The organism is Brotocaccenecus cirricatena, from assembly GCF_020687045.1.
GTDB lineage: Bacteria > Bacillota > Clostridia > Oscillospirales > Oscillospiraceae > Vescimonas > Vescimonas cirricatena.
This window is the reverse complement of the sequence record NZ_JAJEPW010000003.1, coordinates 70,147-93,260: the sequence shown is the minus strand read 5'-3', so window position 1 is coordinate 93,260 and position 23,114 is coordinate 70,147. Positions and strand designations below refer to the sequence as shown.

Genomic DNA, 23,114 nt, shown 5'->3' with positions numbered 1-23,114 from the left:
CGTGGGAAAGTTTGACGGCGTGCTCATCGCCAGCGATTTTGACAACACCATGGTGTATACCGAGGGGGCCCTGCGCAGCGGCGGGCCCGTCCCGGCCATATCCCGGGAAAACCGGGTCGCCATCGAGTATTTTATGGCCCAGGGCGGGACATTTTCCGTGGCCACCGGCCGGGCCCTGCCCTCCTTCGCCAGCGTTATGGACGGCGTGCCCATGAACGGCCCCACGGTGCTGTTCAACGGCGCGGCCATCTACGACTTCCCGGCGGGGCGGTATCTGCGCACCGCCTTTCTGCCGGAGTGCATCCGGGATCATGTGCGGCAGCTGTCCCAGCTGATACCGGGCCTGACCTTCGAGATTTATCACGACGACAACTCCATCCATGTGGTGAATCCCAACGAGATCACCGCCCGCCATCTGCACCTGACCCACACCCCCTCCCAGCAGATCGCCAGCCTGGACCAGGCCCCGTCGCCTATCTCCAAGCTGCTGTTCGAGGAGGAGCCCCAGCGGCTGCGGCAGCTGGAGGAGGCCATCCGGGCCCAGGACTGGAGCCGGGAGTACGAGGTGGTGGCCTCCGCCGTGAACCTGCTGGAGATCACCGCCCGGGGAGCCAACAAGGGCGGCATGGTCCGCCGCCTGGCGGAGCTTCTGGGCGTTCGGCAGGAGAACGTCTGCTGCGTGGGGGACCACGCCAACGACATCCCCATGCTGGAATACGCCGGCATGGCCTTCGCCCCGGAAAACGCCATTCCGGCGGTGCACCGGGTGCCGGGGATCCACATCCTGCCGGACTGCCGGGAAAACGCCATGGCCGCCATGATCGAAATTCTGGACCGGTGCTATTCGTAAAGGAGAAATCACCATGGAAAACACCCTGACTCTGTATGTGCGCTATCTGGCCAAGCCCGGCTGCCGGGAGACCTTCCTGCGCCAGCTGACCACCCATGGCGTCATCGACGCCATCCGCCGGGAGGACGGCTGCCTGCGGTATGACTATTTCCTGTCTGTCCAGAATGCCGACGAGATCCTCCTGGTGGAGCAGTGGCAGACGGAGGAGAAGCAGCAGGCCCACCTGCGGGCCCCCCACATGGACCAGCTGCGCCGGCTGAAAAGCGAGTATGTGGCCGACGCCCGACTGGGCCGGGTCCGCCTGGATTGAGAGGCCCCCTATGCTGTTTGACACCCACGCCCACTATGACGACGACCAGTTCGACGGCGACCGGGAGACCCTGCTGGCCTCCCTGCCGGAGCAGGGCGTCGGCCTGGTGGTGAATCCCGGCTGCACCGTGGCGTCCTCCCGGACGGCGGTGGAGCTGGCCCGCCGCTTCCCCCATGTCTACGCCGCCGTGGGCATCCATCCGGAAAACTGCGGCGATTTTCGCCCGGAGGACCTGGACGCCATCCGCGCTCTGGCCCGGGAGGACAAGGTGGTGGCCATCGGCGAGATCGGCCTGGACTACTACTGGCTGGAAAATCCCCCCCGCCCCCTGCAGCAGCAGGTGCTGCGCAGCCAGCTGGCCCTGGCCCGGGAGCTGTCGCTGCCGGTGATCATCCACGACCGGGACGCCCACGCCGACACCATGGCCATCGTCCGGGAATTTCCCGGCCTGCGGGGGGTGTTCCACTGCTTCGCCGGGTCCGTGGAAATGGCCCGGGAGCTGGTGGATATGGGGTGGTACCTGTCCTTCAACGGAGCAGCTACCTTCAAAAACGCCCGGAAGGCCCCGGAGGTCATCCGGGCCGTACCCATGGAGCGGCTGATGATCGAAACGGACGCCCCCTACCTGACCCCGGTGCCCTACCGGGGCCGCCGCAACGACTCCACCTACGTTCACCTGGTGGCGGAGAAGATCGCCCAGCTGCGGGACATGACCCCGGCAGCGGCGGAGCAGGCCACCTGGGACAATGGAAAACGCTTCTTCGGAATCTGATATTGAGACTGCCCAAAAAGGGCAAAGCCCTTTTTGGGCAAAAGGCTCGCACTTGATTTGCCGCCTGCGGGCGGCAAACTCTGCGAGGCTTTTCTTGAAAAACGGAAAGCCCGGCAATTGCCGGGCTTTTTCTTTTGATGAAAAAGTTTCACATCAATAAATTTCTATCACAGAATCGTATAGGCATTTTGCACAAAACGTCCGAAACCGCCGTATGAATACCCACAAAGGCCGCTGGATCAGCCTGATTTTTGTGACATAATTCACAAAGTTCTGCATAAAATGGGGCTGTGATTTTGACTGAGGCGAAAGGGCACAGCCCAGAAAGGAGGGGAAATCCGTAAGAAATCAATCAAGGAAGCTGTGCCGGTTGACAAGATAGCGTTAAGAAGCCTGTATATTGCTTTACACAAGAAAACAGTCATGGTAAAGTGACCATAGTCCCCTTCCGGACAAAGCGGGACATCCATATGAGTAAGGAGAGAAAGCAATGGAAGAAAGAAAAGGCTTCGGGTCCAATTTTGGATTCCTCATGGCGGCCATCGGCTCAGCCGTCGGCCTGGGCAACATCTGGGGCTTCCCCAATAAGATGGGCGCCAACGGCGGCTTCACATTCCTCATCATCTATCTGATCCTGGCGGCGTGCTGCGGCTTCATCGTTATGATGGGCGAGCTGGCCCTGGGCCGCAAGACCGGCCGGGGTGCCATCGGCGCTTACAAGGTCCTGTCCAAGAGGTTCAAGTGGCTGGGCTGGCTGGGCGTTCTGTCGGCGTTCCTGATCCTGGGCTTCTACTGCGCCCTGGGCGGCTACTGCCTGAAGTATGTGACCCTGAACGTGGGCAACCTGTTCCATGCCGGCTTCGGCACCGGCACCCTGGACGGCGCCGGCGTGTTCGGCGCCCTGATGGCCAACCAGGGCGAGGCCGTGATCTACGGTCTGATCTTCGTGGCCCTGACCATGATCATCGTTATGGGCGGCGTCGGCGGCGGTATCGAAAAGGTCTGCTCCGTGGGTATGCCCGCTCTGTTCGTGATGCTGGTGATCTGCATCATCCGTTCCTGCACCCTGGAGGGCGCGTCAGAGGGTCTGAAGTATATGTTCGTCCCCGGCTGGGCTCTGGCCAACGGCGTCATCAAGGAAGCGCCTGACTTCTTCTCTGTAGTATCCACAGCAGGCGGCCAGATGTTCTTCTCCCTGTCTCTGGGTATGGCGGCCATGATCACCTACGGCTCCTACCTGGATAAGAAGGAGAACCTGCAGAAAAACGCCATCATCATCGTGGTGATGGATACCCTGGTGGCCCTGATGGCCGGTCTGTGCGTGATCCCCGGCCGTTTCGCCCTGGACCCCACCGGCAAGCTGGGCGGCCCCTCCCTGCTGTTCGTCACCATGCAGAACGTGTTCGACCGCATGGGCGCTGCAGGCCCCATCTTCGGCATCCTGTTCTACCTGCTGGTGGTGTTTGCCGCCGTCTCCTCCTCCATCTCCCTGCTGGAGGCCGTTGTGGCCCACTTTGTGGATAAGGCCCGGGACGAGGGCAAGGGCGACAAGCGCAAGCTCTATTCCCTCATCGGCGCCATCGGCGCCGGCATCCTGTGCGTCATCGTCTGCCTGGACGCTCTGGGCAACGCCGGTATCTCCCCGGCCGACATTCTGGGCATGCGTGTGGATCCCTCCGACAAGGTGCCCACCTGGAGCGCCGACTGGCTGGACTTCTTTGACTGCATCGCCGAGGGCATTCTGATGCCTCTGGGCGCGCTGCTGATGAGCATTATGTACGGCTGGGAGCTCGGGCCCGAGGTAGTCCACGCCGAGGCCACCTGCGAGGGGCAGAAATTCGGAGCCTACGGCTGGTTCAGGATCTGCATCAAGTACATTACCCCCCTGGCCATGCTGCTGGTGCTGTACGGCCAGATCAAGGAGTTCTTCTTCTAAGCAATACATATTCCTGATATGAGCGCTATTTCCGATACCGGGGCAGCTGCCCCGGTATCGGAATTTTTTGCGTTCCAAGGATTTTCCATAATTCGCGCCAATCCTTTGTGAAAAAGGTAAAAAGGCGAGTTCACAATTTGTTAAAATAATGGAAAGTATCGCTAAGAACTTGACAAAACGTGCTGTTTGCGAGTAAGATGAAGGCACCAAATCTGAGGAGGTAAATCACTCTAATGGAAAAGAAAGGTACCAAGATAGCGTATTTTATTGCGCTGGCGATCGTTGTGATCGCACTGGTCATCGCGAAGGTTACCAACGATGGCAGCGGCTTCGTCGCCACCGGTTGGGCTCTGTTCCCCCCGGTCGTGGCCATTGCCCTGGCCCTGATCAGCAAGGAAGTGTATTCTTCCCTGTTCCTGGGCTGCCTGGCTGGCGCCCTGCTGCTGGCGAACTTTGACCCCTGGCAGATGGTCGTGAATTTTGTCGGCGCCGGTGAGGGCGTGGGCATGATCAACGCCATCGACATCTCCATCCTGATCTTCCTGGTGATGCTGGGCATCATGGTGGATCTGATGAACAAGGCCGGCGGTTCCGCCGCCTTCGGCCGCTGGGCCTCCAAGGCCGTGAAGACCCGCTGCGGCGCGCAGCTGATGACCATGCTGCTGGGCGTGCTGATCTTCATCGACGACTATTTCAACTGCCTGACCGTGGGCGCCGTTATGCGTCCCGTCACCGAGAGCCACAAGATCTCCCGGGCAAAGCTGGCCTACGTCATTGATGCCACCGCCGCCCCCGTTTGCATGCTGGCCCCCGTGTCCTCCTGGGCTGCCGCCGTTGCCTCCTATGTGCCCGATGGCTTCCCCGGCTCCCGCATCAGCATGTTCCTGAGCCAGATTCCCTGGAACTACTACTGCATCCTGACCCTGATCATGGTCATCACCATCTCCGTGCTGAACATTGACTACGGCCCCATGCTGACCCATGAGTACAATGCCCAGGTGAAGGACGATCTGTTCACCACCCCCGAGCGTCCCTTCGAAGGCGCCGACGACTATGAGGAAGGCGAGAAGCACTCCTCCGTGCTGGACCTGCTGCTGCCCGTTATCGTCCTGATCGCCCTGTGCATCATCGGCCTGGTCTGGACCGGCGGTATGTTCGACACCGAAAGTGAGAACTATCAGAACTTCGTCATGGCCTTCTCCGATGCTTCCGCCGGTCCCGGCCTGTGCCTGGGCTCCATCGTGGCCCTGGTGTTCACCTTCATCTATTACTGGCTGCGGGGCCTCATCGGCTTCACCAAGTCCATGGAGTCCATCCCCAACGGCTTCATCCAGATGATCTCCCCCATTCTGATCCTGTGCTTTGCCTGGACCCTGTGCGGCCTGTGCCGTGACAATGGCCTGATGGTAGGCGACTTCGTCGGCGGCATTATGGAAGGCACCGGCAGCCTGGCCAAGTTCCTGCCTGCCGTGATCTTCATCGTGGCCTGCTTCATCGGCTTCGCCACCGGTACCTCCTGGGGTACCATCGGCATCATGGTCCCCCTGGTCTGCGCCGTGTTTGACTGGTATGATCAGTCCACCCTGCTGTCCATCGGCCTGGCTGCCTCCTGCGCCGGCGGTGTGTGCGGCGACCACCTGTCCCCCATCTCCGACACCACCATCATGGCTTCCGCCGGTGCCCACTGCTTCCACCTGAACCACGTGGCCACCCAGATCCCCTATGGCGTCACCGTGGCTGCCGTGTCCTTCGTCAGCTTCATCATCGCCGGTCTGGTGCAGAACGTCGTGGTCTGCATGATCATCGCCATCGTCCTGATGATCGGCACCCTGCTGGTGATCAAGGCAATCACCGCCAAGAAGCACCAGGGCATCTTCCAGGAAATGGCTGCTGCCGACAAGGCTCTGGCCAACAAGTAATCGCCTCACTCCATAAAAAAAACAGGTCCGCTGGAGCGGACCTGTTTTTTTGCGCATTTTTCCGCCGGGGCTGTCCCCCAGCAGATTTTTGTGGTATAATGCCCTTATTCCCAGGTTTTCCACACGTCGGGGCAGTAGCCCACGGTGGCCTGGCGGCCGTTGCGGACGATGGGCGCCCGGAACAGCCAGGGGTTTTCCAGCAGCTTCTCCTCCGCCGCCTGGGGCAGAAGATAGTCAATCCCCAGCTCCCGGTAGTCGGGGCTGTCCCGGTCCACCAGGGCGTCATAGCCCACGGCGGCCCGGATGCTGCGGTACTCCCCGGGGGACAGGCCCTTGCTGTCCAGGTCGATGTACTGGTATTTGATGCGGCGCTCCTTGAACCAGCGCTCCGCCTTCTTGGTGTCGAAGGACTTGCGGGCCCCGAAAATCTGAATGTTCATGGCATACTCCTTATAAATTCAAGAAATGGAGGTCTTACGGATGACGGAATGGATCGAAAAGCTGCGGCAGTGGGTGGCGGAATCGGACAACATGGTGTTTTTCGGCGGGGCCGGAGTGTCCACGGAGTCCGGAATCCCGGATTTCCGCAGTGTGGACGGCCTGTATCACCAGAAGTTCCAATACCCGCCGGAAACCATCCTCAGCCACAGCTTCTATGTCCGCCACAAGGCGGAATTTTACGACTTTTACCGGGCCAAGATGCTGGCCCCCTGGGCCCAGCCCAACGCCGCCCACCGGAAGCTGGCCCAGTGGGAACAGGAGGGGAAGCTGAAGGCCGTGATCACCCAGAACATCGACGGCCTGCACCAGAAGGCGGGAAGCCGCCAGGTGCTGGAGCTGCACGGCAGCGTTCTGCGGAACTACTGCGAAAAATGCGGGGCCTTTTACGGCCTGGACACCATCCTCTCTACCACCGGCGTCCCCAGGTGCCCCGCCTGCGGCGGGGACATCAAGCCCGATGTGGTGCTGTATGAGGAGAGCCTGGACCAGGACGTGCTGGCCAGGGCCGTCCACTATATCCGCCAGGCGGACCTGATGATCATCGGCGGCACCTCCCTGGTGGTGTATCCGGCGGCGGGGCTGGTGCAGTATTTCCGGGGCCGCCACCTGGTGGTGGTGAACAAGGGCCAGACCGGCAGCGGCGTGGGAGCGGACCTGACCATCGACGGCCCCATCGGCGAGATATTCGCACAGTTGTAATATAGTATAGCACAGCTTTGCCCGGTTTTCAATTCCGCGGCAGGGGAGGGCCTCTGCCGCGGAATTTTTGCATAATTGCTCATTGAATCCTGCATATTGGTAGAAATATTTTCATTCTGCGTATTGGTTTTGCAAGTTTATCGTGTTAGAATTGCAAAAACGCTCACATTGACCGGCAGCTCTATGAAAAATATGATGTGAAGCGGGGACTGCGGGACGCCACGGGCCGGGGCGTCCTCACCAGCCTCACCCGCATATCCGAGGTAAAGGGCTGCACCGTGGACGGTCAGGACACCATCCCATGCCCCGGTGTGCTGTACTACCGGGGCTATGACGTCCGGGACCTGGAGGCCCGGGCCCTGGACGCGGCGCTGATCCTCCACGCCGACCACGGCAGCAACAACTCCACCTTCACCAACCATGTACCACCTCCACCGGCACCGACACCTATTCCGCCATGACGGCCTCCCTGTGCTCCCTGAAGGATCCCCGCCACGGCGGAGCCAACACCAAGGTGGTGCAGATGATGGCGGACCTGCGGAGCCGGGTCCGGGACCCCGCCGACCCGGAGCAGGTGCGGCAGTATCTGACGGACCTGCTGGCAGGCCGGGCCTATGTGCCTATGGACAGAAGATAAACCGGTGATTTGTCCCTCCCGTCCGGCTCTTAAGGGCCGGACGGGTCACTTTTTTCCGTCTATATTGCGAAAAAAGCGGCTCTCTGCCCAAAGAGGAATTGACAATCGCGGCGGGAGAGGGTATCATGGTAGTACATGGCATAGGAACAAAAAATAGGATTTTGTATATAGAACAGAATCAAGGAGGCAACAATATGATCTCTATGGAAATGCTCCAGGACGCACGCCGGGTGCTGTCCCCCGTTATCAACCAGACCCCTGTGCTGCACGCGCCGGGCCTGGTGCCGGACTGCGACTTTTATCTGAAGGCGGACTGCCTGCAGAAGACGGGGGCCTTCAAGCTGCGGGGCGCGTACTATAAGATCGCCACCCTGTCCGACGAGGAGAAGCGCCGGGGCGTTATCGCCTGCTCCGCAGGCAACCATGCCCAGGGCGTGGGCTTTGCCTCCCGGGATATGAAGATCCCCGCCACCATCTGCATCCCCGCCGGGGCTCCTATCTCCAAGATCCAGGCCACCCGCAGCTATGGGGCCAACGTGGTGCTGGTGGACGGCGTGTATGACGACGCCTATGCCGAGGCCGTGCGCCTGCGGGATGAGCAGGGGCTGACCTTTATCCATCCCTTTGACGACTATCGGGTCATGGCCGGTCAGGGCACCATCGGTCTGGAGATTCTGGAGCAGCTGCCGGATGTGGACGTGATCCTGGTGCCCATCGGCGGCGGCGGACTGATCTCGGGTCTGGCCTACGCCGTGAAGCATCTGAAGCCCTCCTGCCAGGTCATCGGCGTCCAGGCCGCCGGAGCCGCCAGCATGGTGGACTCCTTAGAGGCCGGGCATATCCTGACCCTGCCCAGCGTGCACACCATTGCCGACGGCATCCAGGTGAAAACCCCCGGGGACCTGACCTTTGAAATGTGCCGCCAGTATGTGGACAAGGTGGTGGCCGTCAGCGAAAACGAGATCGCCGGAGCCATCCTGTCGGTGCTGGAGAAGCAGAAGCTGGTGGCCGAGGGCGCAGGCGCCGTGGGCATCGCCGCCGCCATGTACGGCAAGGTGGACCTGCGGGGCAAGACCGTGTGCGCCCTGCTGTCCGGCGGCAATGTGGACGTGACCATGCTGGAGCGGATCATCACCCGGGGCCTGGCCAAGGCCGGGCGCACCGCCAACTTCGCCACGGTGCTGCCGGATCAGCCCAAAACCCTGGCCACTCTGCTGAACATCATGTCCGACATGGGCGTGAACGTGCTGGAGGTGAACCACGAGCGGGGCAACCTGAAGGCCCCGGTGGGCTCCTGCGTGGTGCACCTGCTGGTGGAGACCCGGGACGCCCTCCATGTGCAGCAGATATATGAGACTCTGCGTGCCCAGGGCTATCCCATCATGGAGCGGTAAAGTGAAAATGCCCGAAGGGGCTTGCTATAACGAAAAATCCCGGTGCTTCGGCACCGGGATTTTTTGGGCTTTTCAAAAATTTTTCCTGCCCCTATTGACAACGTAACACTGTTATGCTATTATCGTAACAGTGTTACGGAACATTGTTACGCAACGCCGTACGATAACCTATTATGGCAGGGAGGAAGGGTATGGACGAGGAGTTGATTTCCAAGAAGGAGCTGCTGGAGACGTTCGGCATCTCCTACGGGGCCCTGTATCGGTGGAAGCGGATGGGACTGATCCCGGAGGCGTGGTTTCTGCGCCGCTCCACTTCCACCGGACAGGAGACATTTTTCCGCCGGGACCAGATCTGCCAGCGGATCCGGCTGATCCTGGACAACAAGGAGCACCAGACGCTGGACGAGCTGGCGGCCAGCCTGGCGGAAAAGCATCAGACGGTGCTGGCCCGGCGAAAGCTCATCATCGAAACGGCCTATGGCCGCAGGGAATTTCCCCTGGAAGAGGTCCGCAGCGCCGTGGTGGCGGAGGGGACACACCAGGAGGACGTACTGCAATTATTAAAGGAGATCACATTATGAACGACATCATGGATATGAAAATTTCCGGCAGCAGCGCCATGCCCGGCGGCGAATACCGCCTGGTTTCCATCAGCGGATCGGGCAAGGTCCAGGGCAGCCTGCGCTGCGAGAGCCTGCGCTGCTCCGGCAGCGCCAAGGTCCAGGGGGACGTGGACTGCGCCGGGGAGATCCGGTGCAGCGGCAGCAACCGGGTCACCGGCGACATCACCTGCCAGGAGCTGGGCTGCTCCGGCTCCACCCGGTGCGAGGGCAGTCTCCGGGCCAACGGCCGGGTCCACAGCTCCGGCGCGCTGAAGTTGGACGGCAGCCTGGAGGGCGGCGAGGTAGACGTGTCCGGCGGCCTGGAGGCGGGAGAGATCCACTGCGGACGACTGCACTGCTCCGGCGGGGCCAGGGTGTCCGGCGGCGTGGAGGCCGAAAGCGTCCATCTCACCGGCAGCGCCGTGATCCAGGGCCTGCTGAACGCCGAAACCGTGGAGATCTCCGCCAGCCGTGGCATCCGGATCGGCAGCATCGGCGGCAGCAGCATCCGCATCTATAAGCCCACCCAGGTCTCCCTGCTGGGCCTGTTCCACGGCAGCGTCTCCTGCGCCCAGGTGGGGGACATCGAGGGCGACGACGTGGACCTGGAATACACCCAGGCCGACGTGGTCCGGGGCCGCCGGGTCCGCATCGGCGAGGGCTGCTCCATCGGCCGGGTGGAGTACAGCGAGAGCCTGGACGCCTGGGACGGAACCGTGGGCGAAAGCGTCTGCACCGGTGAAGGCGCCCAGTGATATGGAGCTTCTGTACGCGGATAAGCGCATCGCCGTGGCGGTGAAGCCCCCGGGGGTCCTCAGCACCGACGAGCCCGGCGGCATACCGGAGCTGCTGCGGGCCCAGCTGGGCACCCCCTGCATCCGGACGGTGCACCGGCTGGACGCCGCCACCGGCGGGGTCATGGTGTTTGCCCGGTCCGCCGCCGCGGCCTCCATCCTGTCCGGCCAGGTCCGGGAGCACCGGTTCCGGAAAATCTATCTGGCAGTGGTCCGGGGTGACCCGGGACAAGGCGGGATATGGCGGGACATGCTGGGGAGAGACCCGGTACGCCGGGTGACATATATCGCCCGGGAGCCGGGGAAGGACGTCCGCCCGGCGGAGCTGTCCTATGAGACGCTGGCCGTCCGGGAGGGGCTGTCCCTGGTGCGGGTGACCCTGCACACCGGCCGCACCCACCAGATCCGGGTGCAGTTCGCCGGGCGGGGCTTCCCCCTGGTAGGGGACCGGAAATACGGCGGGGCCGGAGACGGCGAGACCCTGGCCCTGTGGGCCTGGCGGCTGGGCTTCACCCATCCGGAGACGGGCCGGGATATGGTGTTCACCCACCAGCCCCCGGCGGTCTGGCCCTGGACCCTGTTCCCCCTGCCGGAAACGGGGAAATAAGGCAGAAAAGCGCTCGGAGCACTTGGCTCCGGGCGCTTGAGACTGTCAAAAAAGGGCTTCGCCTTTTTTGACAAAAGGCTTGCAGTCAGCCGCGCGCAGAATTTGTTCGCCGAAAGCGAACAAATTCCACACTTGCAGACTGAGAAGTATTTTCGCCCAGACCGGCCAGCACGGCGCCGATGTCCCCGTCGATGCAGATGGACTGCTTCTGAATCTCCCGGGGGGCGGCGGCCTGGCCCAGGTTCAGGCAGGCATACACCGCCCGGGGGTTGGCGGCGGTCATCCGCCAGAAGGGATACTTGATGATCACCGGGGTGTTGTACCCCACCCCCAGCTCCAGAAATAGGAGCTTCTGCCCCCGGCGGGTGCGGAGAAAGCTTTCATACCGCTCCGCCGCCCGGTGCCAGCCCTCATCCTCCGCGAAGCGGTCGTCACAGCGCAGGTTCATGGTCATGGGCCTGCCGCAGTGGGGGCACCGGGGCGCCAGGTCGGAGGGCACCCGCATATCTCGCTGGCGCTCCACCATCTGCCGGACCGTCTCCCGGTTGTCAAAGGTCTCCTGACAGCAGGGCTCCGAGCACTGGAACAGGCCGTAATCCCCCTGGGTATAGAACAGCCGCTTCTTGTCAAACCCCGCCGCCTGAAACTGGTGGTCCACGTTGGTGGTGATGACGAAATAGTCCTTGTCCCGCACCAGCTTCAGCAGATCATCGTACACCGGCTTGGGCGCTGGAGAGTAGCGGTTGAGCCAGATATAGCGGCTCCAGTACGCCCAGTGCTCCTCCTCCGTGGGGAAGGGGTAGAACCCGCCGGTATACATATCGTGAAAGCCGTACTTCTGCTCAAAGTCGGCGAAGTTCCGTTCAAACCGCTCCCCGTCATAGCTGAAGCCCGCCGCCGCGGACAGCCCGGCCCCGGCGCCGACGATCACGGCGTCGCAGTCCGCCAGGGCCTGCCGTAGCCGGTCAGCGGGACAGGAGCCGGTGGTAGATTTCGTTGTCCCGGTCTTTGAAAACATTGAAGATCACCTTCTTTACGCTGGTGTTTCCGGCCAGGAAGTCCCGGACGGTTTTCACGGCGATCTGGGCCGCCGGTTGGTTGGGGAAGCGGAAGATCCCCGTGGAGATGTTCCCCTGCCACACATACAGCCCCGGCTGCACCGGGGTCAGGTCCGCCAGGTCGGTGATGCCCCGGGCGGCGGTCTCCGCCTGCAGATACGCGTCCTGCACCCGCAGGAAGTCCGGGTCCGCCGCCTGAGGCGGCCGGACGTTCATCAGGCCCCGCAGAAGCTGCCGCTGGCCCTCCGAGTCCCGGGGCGTCTCCACCTGCCGGTACTCCGGCCGCCCCTTCAGCAGCGATTGGATGAGAAACAGCCGCTTTTCGCTTTGGGTCATGGTCAGCCTCTCCTTTCGATCACCTGCCGGGGGCAGATTTCAGAACTGATAGGGGGGATTGCCGGAGAAGTCGGCAATGACGCCGTGGGGGGCGTCCAGATAGAACACCTCAAAGATGGGGTTGGCGGCGGTCTGGTACTGACCCTTCACGATGGGGTTCCGGATGCACATCTCCTTGGCGGCCATGTTGTTCTCAAAGACAGCCTTGCCGTGGAGCCGGATCCAGGCGTACTCCGGGCTGGAGACGGAGATCTCGATCTCGGGATTGGCCTGCATGTCCTTGTACACGTCCTTCTGGTTGTTGGTGCAGAACCAGAGCTTGCCCTCCAGCTCGCCGGCGAACATAAAGGGGCGGCACTTGGCCTTGCCGTCCCGGCCCACAGTGGCCAGATACTGCACGGGATTGGCATTCAGAAATGCAACGACTTTGTTCATGATATTTACCTCCAGGGTGATCTTTTCGAAGGGGTGTTTCCTCTTGATGATCCAATTGTAGCAGTGACTTTTCGGTAACCAAGGGTACCCGGAGGTAACCATTGCCCATTTTACTGGGGTTTCGGCGATAAATTTTTTTGCCCGGATCTTTAGACTCCCTTGTTCAGCTCTGCGGCCTGGGCGATGGCCTGGGCCACCTGCCGGGTGTGGCCGCTGGCGGAATAGTAAACCACCAGGGTTTTGCCGGTCTGGGGCTCCTCCGGCGCGGCGGGGTCCTGGACGGGAGTTTCGGCCGGGGTCTGGGGATCGTCCTTGGGGACCTCCGGGGTGGTGCTGCCGCAGGCGGCAAGGCCCAGCACCAGCGCCAGGCTCAGAAGTAAAGCGGTCAGTTTTTTCATGGTGGTATCATCCTTTCTGTGTTTTTCCGGTTGCGCAGGAGGGAGTCCTGTGCTATGATCCGGTTGTTCCTTCCGGTTGATACCGTCGATTATAATAACCGGTTGCTGCAACCGGTCAAGAACTTTCATGTGAAAAAATTTGAACATTCTGTAAATTGCGAGGGAGTCTGTTATGCTGCACACCATGATGCAGGCCTGCAAGGAGACCAACATGACCTACCAGGCCCTGAAATTTTACTGCAACCAGGGGCTTGTCCCCAACGTCAAGCGGGACAAAAACAACCGCCGGGTGTTTGATGACCGGGACATCGCCTGGATCAGCAGCCTGATCTGCCTGAAAAAGTGCGGCATGAGCATTCAGGAGATGAAGGAATATCTGTCCCTGTGCCTGATGGGAGAGTCAACGATCCCCCAGCGCAAGGAGATGCTGGCCCGGAAGCAGGAGGAGCTGCGCCGCTCTATCCGGGAGCTGGAGGACGGCGTGGCCTATATCGACTGGAAGCAGAATTTCTATGACGAAATTCTCTCCGGCCAGCGCCCCTATGAGAGCAACGTGATCTGCGAGAAGGAGTAAGCGCCCCTCCCGGCAGCTGCCCATACCATAAACAAGCCGAGACTTCCGAAGAAGCCTCGGCTTGTTTATTCAGAGCATGTCCTTGGAAAGCAGAACCACCGTCTCGATAGATGCCCCGCATTCGTCAAATTGCGTGAGCACCTTTTGCTCAATGGGAAACTTATACGCAATCGCCCTTACAAAGCGTTTCTGCGTCTTTTGCTCCTCACGCGGGAACAACTCAACCTCGGAAATCAGGTATTTCACAAGGTCGCGCCGCTCTGCCGCATTCATTCTATCATAGATTGCGTCAAAAGACGAGAGGATTCCGATCATAGATTGCACAGACATCTGCTCGCTTTCCAGAGTTGCCTTTTTCATCATACTCTCTTGCAGCAGATCCTCCGCCTTATAAATCTGGTCATAGAGGTCATTCAGGCGGCGCGTCATATCCGCGCGGCGGCGTTCTGCATGGTCATAGCCTGTTCCCGTTCCGCCTGACGTTCCGCAAAATCCAGATAGCCGGACACAAGCTGCCCCATAGCACGAAGCTCTTTCTCGTTCAGATAGTTCTTGGCAATTACCGCCTCTTTCAGCGTGGGTTGGCTGCCCGAAAAAGTAGTCAGACCCATGAATTCCTTCTCTGCGTCGGCGCGTGTGTAAATCACCTCCGCCGCCGTCTGCCCATGAATGGCATAGTGGATTTTGTTCTGGACTTTTTTGAAAAACTGAATGGAGATTTCCGCTCTTGGGTCATAGTCAATGCTGGTGGCTTAGATTTCAAGTACCTGACGGTAAAACACCTTTTCGGAAGCGCGGATGTCGCGGATACGCTCCAGCAGCTCCTTGAAATAGCCACCGCCGCCCAGATTTTTCAGACGCTCATCGTCCAGCGCAAAGCCTTTTCGCATATACTCTTTCAGAATCCCCGTTGCCCAAATACGAAACTGCACGCCGCGCTGGGATTTCACACGGTAGCCGACGGAAATGATGACATCGAGATTATAGTAATCCACCTGATAGGTTTTGCCGTCAGCGGCAGTTGTTGTAAAATTTGCAACAACTGCTTCCCGCTTCAATTCGCCCTCAGTGAAAATGTTCTTGATATGTCTGGAAATGGTAGATTTGTCACGCTGAAACAGCTCCGCCATCTGGTCAATGGACAGCCAAACCGTATCGCCATCGAAGGTCGTTTCGATCTTTGTCAAACCGTCCTCTGTGGTAAAAATCATCATTTCAGAATCGTTCTGCTCATTCTCCCAGCGTTCCTTGGTCACTTCACCTCGTTTTCTGCCATTGCAGAAGCTTTTGCTCCTGCAATGGCGGTTTGGACGCTTATTTCATGATAATTATATCATGCCGCTTTCGCGGGCTCAATATCGTTTTCGTGAATCATCTCATCTGCCCCGTCTTTTTCAGGCACGGCTTCCTCTATGACGAGATCGGGCAGCGCATCAAGATTCAGAACCACGGCATACTTTTCAATCAAATTTGCCAGCAAAGCGGCGAAGCCGCTCCATTCATCTACCAAATTTTTTGAGTGCTGCCGTTCTGCCCGGTGCCGTTCCTGCCCGAGAATCTCACCCCGGCGTTTCGTTCTCCTTGATACGCGGAATGCGGTACTTCGCCGGAAAACATATCCCATCGGACGGTCATGAAGTTTTCAATGTGCTGCGCGGTTACCATCTAAATTTTAGTAAGAAAACGCGCCCTCCCCTGTATATCCGAAAGGTGGGAAAAGTTGCATGAAAGACGGCAATTCCACGCTTTTAGACAAAAGTGAAAAAGTGTGATATCATACAAAAAAGCTGAAATAGAGGTGGATGTATGCAGGTTAAGCTGACAATCGGAGAGCGTTTGAAGGATTTACGAGTGGTGAAAAAACTGACCTTGGAGCAGCTTGCTGTTGAGGTGGGCATCTCGAAATCCGCACTTGGCAAATATGAATCGGATAATGGCAAGGATATCAGCCCGTACAGCATTCTGTTGCTGGCTGACTATTACGGTGTTTCCTGCGATTATCTGATGGGGCGGACGGAAACAAAAAATCACCCAAACACAGCTCTGCATGAGCTGCATTTGAGTGATGCTTCGATTGATGTATATACCTTCACTTCCTTTTCCGGCCAGTCGGATTTTGCTGCTCAAAAATCCTGCGATTGTGTCACCTTGGTGTCACAAAATCCGCCTGTCCAGCTCTGCATAAGTTCCGCTGGCGAAATCAAAGATTTCGAGCGTCACTTATACTGCCGCCGAAAAGTGTCTGTCAACCGCTATCTGCCCGTACAGCAGATGGCGAAGCCAACCCCTTTTCCGCGCCAGATAGAAGCAAAGGTATAACACACTAGACTTTCCTGTGGAAAATCGTGTGCCAACAGGGATGCTGCGCGCCCCTATTGGAAACCCAGCGGCAAAGGGGCGCGGGTCTCCGGTGGAGACCTCAAAGCGTGAAACGCTTTGAAGCGCTGACCGAGCCGACAGGCGAGACCTCCCTTTACAATCCCTCATTTTCCTCGCGGGTGCATATACAAACTGCCAAAATGCAGCTTGCAATGTCTGTTCTGAAAACACAAAACCGCTGTAATCTCCATCTTGCGCGGGATGGGGATTACAGCGGTTTCTTTCTGACGCGCAGAGCGGCTTCACTCCGTATAATACTGCGCCTGGGCGTTCCAGAGCGCGTAGTATTTGCCGCCCCGATCGGCGAGCAATTCGGCGTGACTGCCCTGCTGAATGACCGCGCCCTCGTGGAACACGGCGATCTCGTCGCAGAATTTGCAGGAGGACAGGCGATGGGAGATATAGATGGCGGTCTTATCACCTGCGATCTCATCGAACTTACTGTAGATCTCCGCCTCGGCGATGGGGTCCAGCGCCGCCGTCGGCTCGTCGAGGATGATAAAGGGCGCGTCCTTATAGAGCGCGCGGGCAATGGCGATCTTCTGCGCCTCGCCGCCGGAAACCTCGACACCGTCCTCGGAGAGATTTTTGTAAAGCATGGTGTCCAGACCCTTTTTCATCGCTGCAAGACGGTCTGCGAAGCCTGCATCGATCAGAGCCTTCTTTGCCCGGTCACGGTCATATTCCATGCTGCCCGCCACATTGTTGCCCAAGGGCTGGCAGATGAGCTGGAAATCCTGAAATACCACGGAAAATATTCCCATGTAATCGTCATAGCGGTACTTGCGGATGTCGATGCCGTTGAGCAAAATCTGCCCCTCCTGCGGGTCGTACAGGCGGCACAGGAGCTTGATGAAGGTGGTCTTGCCGCTGCCGTTTTCGCCCACGATGGCAAGCCTTTTTCCAACCTTGAACCTCATATTCACATGGCGCAGCGCCCAGATGTCCGAGCCGGGATAACGGAAGGACACATCCCGAAACTCCACGTCATACTGACGATCCGACCGCTTTTCGGTGGTGAGACTCCCCTGATACATGGAATTGGGAATGTCGAGAAACGTATAGATGGCCTTGAGGAACTCAGCATTGGCCCGCATATGACTGACGGTGCTCAGTAGCAGGGCGGCGTTGCCGGAAAATGTGGTCACGGCGCTGACATACTGGGTCACGCTGCCGATGCCGAAGGCACCGCCCAGCGCCTTCAAGCATACGAACACATACACAACGCCGGAGAGAACAGCGGATAGAGAGGCGGCCAGCGCCTTGCTCAGTCCCACAGTGGTTTGGGACGCCTTTGCCACGGGAGAGCCGACGCCGAAGATATTCACTGTGCGGACATAATGCTCCGCCAGTTCGCTCTGGCGGTACATTCTGCGATCCATGTCTTTTTCCTTGTCCCCCAGCTGCATGAAAACGAAGTGGCTGAACACGCGATTGCCGAAGCATACCTGCTCTGCCAGCGTGTTCCAGGCAGAATAGGCTCTGCCGACCAGCGCCGGACCAAGGCAGGTAACGGCGGCAATCAGCAGAAGGATGCCCACAAGGAAAAGCGGGTGATTGAGAGCGGTCAATTTTCCCGCCGAGGTCGGGACTTGCCGGGTGAACAGGCTCACCGTCAAGGCGGCAGCCCCTAAAATGCCGGTGATGCCTTGGACTGCCTGCGTATAGTACAGCTTGAGATGGGCAAAGCCCCAACCGGACCAGGCGGCATTCTGCCGGATCTGAGAGAACAGATCACGTGTTTCCTGCCTGTCACAGTCGGCATAATCCATCCGCAGAAATTTCTCGGTATACAAAACTTCTTTCTGTCTGTCAAGCAGTTCGCCCCGGACATTTTTCCACCTCTCCAGCACGGCCTTGAGCAGCTCTGCCGCAGCACTGACCGCTACGATCCAAAGGACCCATTTGGCCAGAATCTCCGGTCTGCGAAGGGTGGATAGTTCATCGACAAGTCGGGCGGAGAGCCAGATGACCGCATAGGGCGATGCTGCCTCCACAACAGCACAGAGGATAAACGGCATAAAGCAGCCCGGTGCGATCCGGCGCATATCTCGTGCCGCCCGGCGGTGGATGGCAAAGGTCTCCCGCAGGCTCATGCCCTCAGCTTTCTTCTTCATCCTGCACACCTCCTTCCTGATAATAGCGGCTCTGCACGGCAAATAGCTCCGCATAAGCACCGCCCTTTGCCAGTAACTCCTTGTGGGTACCCTCCTCGGCGATGCCGCCGTCTGCTATAAAGAGGATGCGGTCACAGAAGCGGGTGGACGCCAGTCGGTGGGAGATGAACACGGAGGTCTTACCCGCCGTCATATCGCTGTACTTTTGGTAAATATCGTTTTCCGCAATGGGATCCAGCGCCGCCGTAGGCTCGTCCAGAACGAGGATGGGCCCGTCCTTATAAAGCGCTCTCGCCAGCATCAGCCGCTGGGTCTGGCCGCCGGAGAGCTGTACGCCGTCCAGATACACCTCCCGGCCAAAGTGGGTATCCACCCCTTGGGGGAATTTGGCAATAGCCTCTGTCAAGCCGGCCTGTGCAAGGCAGTGATCGACTTTTACTCTGTCGATATGCTCGGTGGTCTGGGCAACACATTCCGCAATGGTGGTATCCAAAATGGAAAACCCCTGAAACACGGCGGAAAACAGGCGGTAATACGCGCTGCGGTCAAATTCACGAATATCCTGCCCGTTTAGCAGCACGCGCCCCTCGGTGGGGTCGTAGAAGCCGCAAAGCAGCATCACCATGGTGGTCTTGCCCGCACCGTTCAAGCCCACCACCGCCAGCTTTTCGCCGGGATGGATGGTCAGGTCTATGTGACTGAGAATATCCCTCTCCGTGCCCGGATAGCGGAAGGACACGTTCTCCAGCCGCAGTTCATATCCGTCGGCTGCGGGCGGCTGCGCTCCGCCCTCAAACCGAAACGGCTCCGGAATGTTCAAATATTCCTGTATTTTGGACAGGTCGATGCTCTCCTTATGCAGTTGGCTGCACTGGGTCAGGATGCCGGTCACCCACGATGCAGCGCCGCTGACGGCGGTAAAGTAGAGCAAAAATGTCGATGCAGGCCAGCCATGTACCAGAGTTTGCCGAATCAGATACGCATACGCGATGCCGTTGCGAAGAAGCGTCAGCGCCACGTCAGCCACATTAGCCCAGAGATAAGTCCTTTCCCGGCGGGCGATGAAGGCGGAGAGTGCCTTCATGGATTTTTCCCGCAATTCCCGCAGCCAAGGGACTAAACCAAAGACGCGGATGTCCTTGGCAAGCTGTATCTGCCGAGGCTGCGTCAGAAAATAGTGCAGTTCCTTGTCATACTGTTCCCGTTCATCCCGGTGGCGGTACTCCCACTCACTGATGTAGTGGGAAACGAAGAAGTCTGCTGCGGCGGTCAGCACCACCAGCAGGATCAAAAAGCGGCTCAAGCGGGAGAACAGCAGCAGATATACGGCAAAGCCGCCGAGATTTGCCAGCAGCTCCGTCAGCGTTCGCCAAATATGCTCCGCCGCATCGTCGTTGCCGCTGGTGGCCCGCTGCGCCTGCTCCTCCAGCTTCAGAATTTTGGAGTCGTGGACATTTGGGTAGGAGGTCTCGCCGCTTTTCCGGGAGATCATGCGGATGATGGCACAGCGAACATCGACCTCACCGGGCATCCGGATGGCATCGCAATACGCCGCAGCCCCCTGTAAGAGAAGAAGTGCCGCTGTGAAAAATCCGATAGTTGTCAGCAACTCCCCCACGGGAACGCCCTGCTCCACCCTCGTAAGAATTTCCGGTGTGACGTAGAGCTGCGCCAAATCCAACGCCACTTTGATGGCCGCGACCACAACGCAAAGGAGCAGCACTCTCCTGCGCTTCTCCCAAGCGGTCCGCACCATAAAGCAGACATTTTGCCGGACGCTGTACTTCGGTTTTTCTCTGTGTTTCATGTCGTTTCACCTCACACGCATAGCATAGCAGAAAAAATCGTCCCCGGTTGATTCCGGGGACGAATCGCTTTTTCCGGGGGATGAATTGCAGCTCTCACTCCTGCGGAAGCAGTATTTCAGTGGTGAACGCGCCGTCCTCGCTGTTGCGGCTGATGTACCCGTCCAGCCGCTCCACGATGGCGTCGATGCGGACAAGGCCAAAGCCATGCCCCTCGCCCTTGGTGCTGCGGAACAGCCCTCCCTCCTTCTGCATTTTCTTCCCGGCGGTAAAATTGGTGAAGGAAATGTAGAGCTGGGTATTTTTCATATCCATATAGACCCGGATGAGGCGCTTGTCCTCCGGCAGCTTCATGCTGGCCTCAATGGCGTTGTCGAAGAGATTGCCGAGGATGCAGCAGAGATCGATCTCCGAGGACTTCAGCCGGACGGGAATGTGGGCATCGGCCATGACCTCGATGCCCTTTGCCTTTGCAAGGGAGATCTTGGAGTTGAGGATGGCGTCGGTCATGGGATTGCCGGTCTTGATGACCGTGTCCACGGTTTGCAGATCGGTGTCCAGCAGGTCGAGGTAGTTTCGGATGGCGTCCCAATCTCCCGCGGCAGCGTAAGCCTTCATGGTCTGGATATGGTTGCGGTAGTCATGCCGCCAGCCGCGGATCTGGCGGTACATATTGTCTACTTCGCGATAATGCGTTTCGATCAGCTCCTGCTGATAGGAGGCGAGCTGCTTTTCGATTTTCTTTGCAAACAATTCCATACGCCTTACCTCATGTTGATAATGGCACGGTTGACGCCCTCATACGCGCCCCGCGGCAGCGGGATGGCGGTTCCGTCGCTCAGCCGGATCTCCGTCTTGGTGACGCGGCTGATCTGCGTCAGATTCACGAGCGCAGAGCGCCCCACGCGGTAGAAGCACTCGTCGAGCTGCTTTTCAAGCTCGCCCAATGTCATTTTCACCGTCACATCCGTTCGCGCGTGAACGGTCACATAGTTGCCCAGCACATCTGCATATCGAATCTGATAAATCGGCACACGCACCATTTCTCCGCCGGCCTCGAAATGCAAGACCCGTTCGTTTTTCGTTATCTTTTCCACGGCGCGGTCCAGCACCGACCGGAGCTTTTCTTCCTTCACGGGCTTCATCAGATAGTGGAGCGCCGCCACCTCGTAGCCCTCTGAAATATAATCGGAATAGCCGGTGATGAAAATGATCTGCACCGTGTCGTTGCTCTTGCGAAGCTCTTTTGCCATCGTGACGCCGTCCATCGCGCCCATTTCGATATCCAGCAGAAGAATGTCGTAGTCGCTTTCTTCTGCGTAGCGGAACAGGAAGCTCTCGGCGGAGGGGAAGTCGTCGATATGCACCGTGTGACCGGCGGACGAAGCCCAGGCGCGCACCATATTCAAAACAAACTGTCTGTCCGTACCGGAGTCATCGCAGATTGCAATTTTGTACTTCATACCCTCACCGTTTCCTTTATGATTAAGACATCCGCCTCAAATCATCCCAAAGTGACGCAGTGCCTCCGTAATCGCCTTTTCCTTCTCCGGTGGGCATTGCGGCTGCCTGGCATCCTCAGGCTTCGGCTTATTGTAATTCTCGCGCTCAATGATACCGCATTTCTGCCTCAGTCCGGACGCTTGGTCAATAGACACACCGTCTCCACGTTCGCCGTGCCGGGGAACAGGTCCACGGCGCAGGCCCGGACGGGGCGGTAGCCCAGGGGGGCGAAGCGGGCCACATCCCGGGCCAGGGTGGCCGGGTCGCAGGAGACATAGACGATGCGCTCCGGCTCCATGGAGGCCGCTGCCTCCACCACATCGGGCGCCAGGCCCTTCCGGGGCGGGTCCACGCAGATCACGTCGGGCCGCAGGCCCCGCTGCCGCAGCTCCGCCGCCAGCCGGGAGGCGTCGCCGCACAGGAACTCCACGTTGCCCACGCCGTTGCGGCGGGCGCTTTCCTCCGCGTCCCGGATGGCCTCCGGGACGATCTCGCCGCCGATGACGTGCCTGGCCCGGCGGGCCAGCACCTGGGTGATGGTCCCGGCGCCGCAGTACAGGTCCACCGCCAGCTCCCGGCCCGTCAGCCCCGCGTATTCCAGGGCCTTTTCATACAGGCGCTGGGCCTGGTCGTGGTTCACCTGATAAAACGACGGCACCGACAGCCGCAGCTCCAGGCCGCACAGGGTGTCCGTCAGATAGTCCCGGCCCCAGAGGGTCCGGTACCGATCCCCTAAAATGGCGTTTCCCCGGCGGGTATTTTCCCCCAGCACCACGCCGCAGGTTTTCGGCGCGGCGGCCCGGAGCATATTCACCAGCTCCTGCTCATGGGGCAGGCGGGAGCCGTTGACCAGCAGGCACACCAGGGATTCCCCGGTGCTGCCAGTGCGGACGTACAGGTGCCGCAGCAGGCCCCGGCCAGTGGCCTCGTTATACGGCTCCACCTGAAACCGGGCAATATAGTCCCGCACCGCCTGAGCCAGGGCATCGGCCTCCGGCTTTTGGATGAGACAGTGCTCCACGTTCACCACCTGGTGGCTGCGGGCCCGGTAAAAGCCCACCTCCCCCACCGGGGAGATGGGATAGATGCTCTTGTTGCGGTAGTGCAGGGGCTGCTCCGCACCCAGAATTTCTTCCACCGTCACCTCCGCGCCGCCGATACGGGTCAGGGCGTCCTGGACCCGGGCCCGCTTGGCCCAGAGCTCCTCCTCATAGGACATATGCCGGAAGTCGCAGCCGCCGCAGCGGCCGTAGTAGGGGCAGTCCGGCGTCCGGCGGGCAGGGGAGGGCTCCACCAGGGCGGCGATCTTGCCGAAGGCGGCGTTTTTCAGCACCTTCATCACCAGAACGTCGCAGATCTCCCCCCGGATGGCCCCGTGGACGAACACCACCTGGCCGTCTATGCGGGCGATGCCCAGGCCCTCGCTGGAATAGCCGTCGATATGGGCGCGGTAAATGCGGTTTTTCTCCAATCCGGGCATAAGCGCCC

The 23,114-nt window shown here is 59.5% G+C and carries 25 protein-coding genes and 2 pseudogenes; 14 read left to right on the top strand and 13 right to left on the bottom strand.

Annotated features, from left to right (window positions below):
- Position 1 precedes the first annotated feature (1 nt).
- From LKD37_RS02175 to LKD37_RS02150, 6 genes are all read left to right on the top strand, one after another.
- Positions 2 to 850, top strand: coding sequence for an HAD-IIB family hydrolase (locus LKD37_RS02175; protein ID WP_302927742.1), 849 nt, complete (start codon positions 2 to 4; stop codon positions 848 to 850).
- Positions 851 to 863: 13 nt separating this feature from the next.
- Positions 864 to 1,160: a putative quinol monooxygenase gene (locus tag LKD37_RS02170; RefSeq protein WP_302927741.1), complete on the top strand. Its 297-nt coding sequence runs from the start codon at positions 864 to 866 to the stop codon at positions 1,158 to 1,160.
- Between the two features lie 10 nt (positions 1,161 to 1,170).
- A complete protein-coding gene (locus LKD37_RS02165) occupies positions 1,171 to 1,932 on the top strand; it encodes a TatD family hydrolase (RefSeq protein ID WP_302927740.1) in 762 nt (253 codons plus the stop codon).
- A complete protein-coding gene (locus LKD37_RS02160) occupies positions 1,907 to 2,092 on the top strand; it encodes a hypothetical protein (protein WP_302927739.1) in 186 nt (61 codons plus the stop codon). Before LKD37_RS02165 ends, LKD37_RS02160 begins: the two co-directional genes overlap by 26 nt.
- Positions 2,093 to 2,422: 330 nt before the next feature.
- Positions 2,423 to 3,868, top strand: a complete 1,446-nt coding sequence (locus LKD37_RS02155; protein WP_302927738.1) for a sodium-dependent transporter — start codon at positions 2,423 to 2,425, stop codon at positions 3,866 to 3,868.
- Positions 3,869 to 4,101: 233 nt separating this feature from the next.
- Complete coding sequence (locus LKD37_RS02150; protein ID WP_302927737.1) at positions 4,102 to 5,787, top strand: Na+/H+ antiporter NhaC family protein; 1,686 nt, start codon at positions 4,102 to 4,104, stop codon at positions 5,785 to 5,787.
- 104 nt (positions 5,788 to 5,891) lie between these two features.
- Here the strand turns inward: LKD37_RS02150 and LKD37_RS02145 are convergent, their stop codons facing one another.
- Positions 5,892 to 6,227 (bottom strand): arsenate reductase family protein, encoded by a 336-nt coding sequence (locus LKD37_RS02145; RefSeq protein WP_302927736.1) that lies wholly within the window; start codon positions 6,225 to 6,227, stop codon positions 5,892 to 5,894.
- Positions 6,228 to 6,267: 40 nt separating this feature from the next.
- Here LKD37_RS02145 and LKD37_RS02140 point away from each other — a divergent pair, with 40 nt between their 5' ends.
- The 6 genes and pseudogenes from LKD37_RS02140 to LKD37_RS02110 all read left to right on the top strand — a co-directional run bounded on the left by LKD37_RS02140 (position 6,268) and on the right by LKD37_RS02110 (position 11,021).
- A complete protein-coding gene (locus LKD37_RS02140) occupies positions 6,268 to 6,987 on the top strand; it encodes an NAD-dependent protein deacylase (RefSeq protein WP_302927735.1) in 720 nt (239 codons plus the stop codon).
- 197 nt (positions 6,988 to 7,184) lie between these two features.
- Positions 7,185 to 7,624, top strand: a pseudogene (locus LKD37_RS17685) (citrate/2-methylcitrate synthase).
- Between the two features lie 194 nt (positions 7,625 to 7,818).
- Positions 7,819 to 9,018, top strand: coding sequence for a threonine ammonia-lyase (gene ilvA / locus LKD37_RS02125; RefSeq protein WP_302927732.1), 1,200 nt, complete (start codon positions 7,819 to 7,821; stop codon positions 9,016 to 9,018).
- A gap of 191 nt (positions 9,019 to 9,209) precedes the next feature.
- The gene (locus LKD37_RS02120; RefSeq protein ID WP_302927731.1) at positions 9,210 to 9,599 is read left to right on the top strand and encodes a DUF4004 family protein; all 390 of its coding nucleotides are present in this window, start codon (positions 9,210 to 9,212) and stop codon (positions 9,597 to 9,599) included.
- Positions 9,596 to 10,375 (top strand): polymer-forming cytoskeletal protein, encoded by a 780-nt coding sequence (locus LKD37_RS02115; RefSeq protein WP_302927730.1) that lies wholly within the window; start codon positions 9,596 to 9,598, stop codon positions 10,373 to 10,375. Before LKD37_RS02120 ends, LKD37_RS02115 begins: the two co-directional genes overlap by 4 nt.
- Position 10,376: 1 nt before the next feature.
- On the top strand, positions 10,377 to 11,021 hold the full coding sequence (locus LKD37_RS02110; protein ID WP_302927729.1) for an RluA family pseudouridine synthase: 645 nt from the start codon (positions 10,377 to 10,379) through the stop codon (positions 11,019 to 11,021).
- Positions 11,022 to 11,106: 85 nt separating this feature from the next.
- On the opposite strand, the gene LKD37_RS02105 is transcribed toward LKD37_RS02110, so the two are convergent.
- From LKD37_RS02105 to LKD37_RS02090, 4 genes are all read right to left on the bottom strand, one after another.
- The gene (locus LKD37_RS02105) at positions 11,107 to 12,039 is read right to left on the bottom strand and encodes an SIR2 family NAD-dependent protein deacylase (RefSeq protein ID WP_302927728.1); all 933 of its coding nucleotides are present in this window, start codon (positions 12,037 to 12,039) and stop codon (positions 11,107 to 11,109) included.
- The gene (locus LKD37_RS02100) at positions 11,987 to 12,415 is read right to left on the bottom strand and encodes a macro domain-containing protein (RefSeq protein WP_302927727.1); all 429 of its coding nucleotides are present in this window, start codon (positions 12,413 to 12,415) and stop codon (positions 11,987 to 11,989) included. Before LKD37_RS02100 ends, LKD37_RS02105 begins: the two co-directional genes overlap by 53 nt.
- A 39-nt stretch (positions 12,416 to 12,454) precedes the next feature.
- Positions 12,455 to 12,850 carry a pyridoxamine 5'-phosphate oxidase family protein gene (locus LKD37_RS02095; protein ID WP_302927726.1) on the bottom strand — a complete coding sequence of 132 codons (396 nt, stop codon included), beginning with the start codon at positions 12,848 to 12,850 and terminating at the stop codon, positions 12,455 to 12,457.
- Positions 12,851 to 12,999: 149 nt separating this feature from the next.
- The gene (locus LKD37_RS02090; protein ID WP_302927725.1) at positions 13,000 to 13,248 is read right to left on the bottom strand and encodes a hypothetical protein; all 249 of its coding nucleotides are present in this window, start codon (positions 13,246 to 13,248) and stop codon (positions 13,000 to 13,002) included.
- Between the two features lie 172 nt (positions 13,249 to 13,420).
- Here LKD37_RS02090 and LKD37_RS02085 point away from each other — a divergent pair, with 172 nt between their 5' ends.
- Entirely contained in the window at positions 13,421 to 13,822 is a 402-nt protein-coding gene (locus tag LKD37_RS02085; protein ID WP_302927724.1) for a MerR family transcriptional regulator, read from the top strand.
- Positions 13,823 to 13,891: 69 nt separating this feature from the next.
- On the opposite strand, the gene LKD37_RS02080 is transcribed toward LKD37_RS02085, so the two are convergent.
- The 3 genes and pseudogenes from LKD37_RS02080 to LKD37_RS02070 all read right to left on the bottom strand — a co-directional run bounded on the left by LKD37_RS02080 (position 13,892) and on the right by LKD37_RS02070 (position 15,332).
- Positions 13,892 to 14,251: a hypothetical protein gene (locus tag LKD37_RS02080; protein WP_302927723.1), complete on the bottom strand. Its 360-nt coding sequence runs from the start codon at positions 14,249 to 14,251 to the stop codon at positions 13,892 to 13,894.
- Positions 14,251 to 15,036: pseudogene (rhuM, locus tag LKD37_RS02075) on the bottom strand (RhuM family protein); the annotation flags it as partial. The gene LKD37_RS02080 and the pseudogene rhuM, both read right to left, overlap by 1 nt.
- A gap of 119 nt (positions 15,037 to 15,155) precedes the next feature.
- Positions 15,156 to 15,332, bottom strand: coding sequence for a hypothetical protein (locus LKD37_RS02070; RefSeq protein WP_302927762.1), 177 nt, complete (start codon positions 15,330 to 15,332; stop codon positions 15,156 to 15,158).
- 296 nt (positions 15,333 to 15,628) lie between these two features.
- Between LKD37_RS02070 and LKD37_RS17815 the strand changes: the two genes are divergently transcribed.
- Positions 15,629 to 16,141: a helix-turn-helix domain-containing protein gene (locus tag LKD37_RS17815; protein ID WP_431833244.1), complete on the top strand. Its 513-nt coding sequence runs from the start codon at positions 15,629 to 15,631 to the stop codon at positions 16,139 to 16,141.
- A gap of 302 nt (positions 16,142 to 16,443) precedes the next feature.
- On the opposite strand, the gene LKD37_RS02060 is transcribed toward LKD37_RS17815, so the two are convergent.
- The 5 genes from LKD37_RS02060 to rlmD form a co-directional block, all read right to left on the bottom strand.
- A complete protein-coding gene (locus tag LKD37_RS02060; RefSeq protein ID WP_302927722.1) occupies positions 16,444 to 18,318 on the bottom strand; it encodes an ABC transporter ATP-binding protein in 1,875 nt (624 codons plus the stop codon).
- On the bottom strand, positions 18,302 to 20,125 hold the full coding sequence (locus LKD37_RS02055; protein ID WP_302927721.1) for an ABC transporter ATP-binding protein: 1,824 nt from the start codon (positions 20,123 to 20,125) through the stop codon (positions 18,302 to 18,304). The genes LKD37_RS02060 and LKD37_RS02055 overlap by 17 nt, the downstream gene beginning before the upstream one ends.
- 94 nt (positions 20,126 to 20,219) lie before the next feature.
- The gene (locus LKD37_RS02050) at positions 20,220 to 20,882 is read right to left on the bottom strand and encodes a sensor histidine kinase (RefSeq protein ID WP_302927720.1); all 663 of its coding nucleotides are present in this window, start codon (positions 20,880 to 20,882) and stop codon (positions 20,220 to 20,222) included.
- 5 nt (positions 20,883 to 20,887) lie between these two features.
- Positions 20,888 to 21,586 carry a LytR/AlgR family response regulator transcription factor gene (locus LKD37_RS02045; protein WP_302927719.1) on the bottom strand — a complete coding sequence of 233 codons (699 nt, stop codon included), beginning with the start codon at positions 21,584 to 21,586 and terminating at the stop codon, positions 20,888 to 20,890.
- Between the two features lie 167 nt (positions 21,587 to 21,753).
- On the bottom strand, positions 21,754 to 23,106 hold the full coding sequence (gene rlmD, locus LKD37_RS02040) for a 23S rRNA (uracil(1939)-C(5))-methyltransferase RlmD (protein WP_302927718.1): 1,353 nt from the start codon (positions 23,104 to 23,106) through the stop codon (positions 21,754 to 21,756).
- Positions 23,107 to 23,114 lie beyond the last annotated feature (8 nt).

What these genes read in the sequence shown, in the direction of transcription:
- LKD37_RS02080 (WP_302927723.1), bottom strand. Translation starts at nt 14,251, where the DNA reads ATGACGCGCCGCCTGAATGACCTCTATGACCAGATTTATAAGGCGGAG.
- LKD37_RS02145 (WP_302927736.1), bottom strand. Translation starts at nt 6,227, where the DNA reads ATGAACATTCAGATTTTCGGGGCCCGCAAGTCCTTCGACACCAAGAAG.
- LKD37_RS02060 (WP_302927722.1), bottom strand. Translation starts at nt 18,318, where the DNA reads ATGAAGAAGAAAGCTGAGGGCATGAGCCTGCGGGAGACCTTTGCCATC.
- LKD37_RS02105 (WP_302927728.1), bottom strand. Translation starts at nt 12,039, where the DNA reads ATGTTTTCAAAGACCGGGACAACGAAATCTACCACCGGCTCCTGTCCC.
- LKD37_RS02055 (WP_302927721.1), bottom strand. Translation starts at nt 20,125, where the DNA reads ATGAAACACAGAGAAAAACCGAAGTACAGCGTCCGGCAAAATGTCTGC.
- LKD37_RS02095 (WP_302927726.1), bottom strand. Translation starts at nt 12,850, where the DNA reads ATGAACAAAGTCGTTGCATTTCTGAATGCCAATCCCGTGCAGTATCTG.
- LKD37_RS02085 (WP_302927724.1), top strand. Translation starts at nt 13,421, where the DNA reads ATGCTGCACACCATGATGCAGGCCTGCAAGGAGACCAACATGACCTAC.
- LKD37_RS02045 (WP_302927719.1), bottom strand. Translation starts at nt 21,586, where the DNA reads ATGAAGTACAAAATTGCAATCTGCGATGACTCCGGTACGGACAGACAG.
- LKD37_RS02050 (WP_302927720.1), bottom strand. Translation starts at nt 20,882, where the DNA reads ATGGAATTGTTTGCAAAGAAAATCGAAAAGCAGCTCGCCTCCTATCAG.
- LKD37_RS02120 (WP_302927731.1), top strand. Translation starts at nt 9,210, where the DNA reads ATGGACGAGGAGTTGATTTCCAAGAAGGAGCTGCTGGAGACGTTCGGC.
- ilvA (WP_302927732.1), top strand. Translation starts at nt 7,819, where the DNA reads ATGATCTCTATGGAAATGCTCCAGGACGCACGCCGGGTGCTGTCCCCC.
- LKD37_RS02150 (WP_302927737.1), top strand. Translation starts at nt 4,102, where the DNA reads ATGGAAAAGAAAGGTACCAAGATAGCGTATTTTATTGCGCTGGCGATC.
- LKD37_RS02165 (WP_302927740.1), top strand. Translation starts at nt 1,171, where the DNA reads ATGCTGTTTGACACCCACGCCCACTATGACGACGACCAGTTCGACGGC.
- LKD37_RS02110 (WP_302927729.1), top strand. Translation starts at nt 10,377, where the DNA reads ATGGAGCTTCTGTACGCGGATAAGCGCATCGCCGTGGCGGTGAAGCCC.
- LKD37_RS02140 (WP_302927735.1), top strand. Translation starts at nt 6,268, where the DNA reads ATGACGGAATGGATCGAAAAGCTGCGGCAGTGGGTGGCGGAATCGGAC.
- LKD37_RS02155 (WP_302927738.1), top strand. Translation starts at nt 2,423, where the DNA reads ATGGAAGAAAGAAAAGGCTTCGGGTCCAATTTTGGATTCCTCATGGCG.
- LKD37_RS02090 (WP_302927725.1), bottom strand. Translation starts at nt 13,248, where the DNA reads ATGAAAAAACTGACCGCTTTACTTCTGAGCCTGGCGCTGGTGCTGGGC.
- rlmD (WP_302927718.1), bottom strand. Translation starts at nt 23,106, where the DNA reads ATGCCCGGATTGGAGAAAAACCGCATTTACCGCGCCCATATCGACGGC.
- LKD37_RS02170 (WP_302927741.1), top strand. Translation starts at nt 864, where the DNA reads ATGGAAAACACCCTGACTCTGTATGTGCGCTATCTGGCCAAGCCCGGC.
- LKD37_RS02100 (WP_302927727.1), bottom strand. Translation starts at nt 12,415, where the DNA reads ATGACCCAAAGCGAAAAGCGGCTGTTTCTCATCCAATCGCTGCTGAAG.
- LKD37_RS17815 (WP_431833244.1), top strand. Translation starts at nt 15,629, where the DNA reads ATGCAGGTTAAGCTGACAATCGGAGAGCGTTTGAAGGATTTACGAGTG.
- LKD37_RS02160 (WP_302927739.1), top strand. Translation starts at nt 1,907, where the DNA reads ATGGAAAACGCTTCTTCGGAATCTGATATTGAGACTGCCCAAAAAGGG.
- LKD37_RS02115 (WP_302927730.1), top strand. Translation starts at nt 9,596, where the DNA reads ATGAACGACATCATGGATATGAAAATTTCCGGCAGCAGCGCCATGCCC.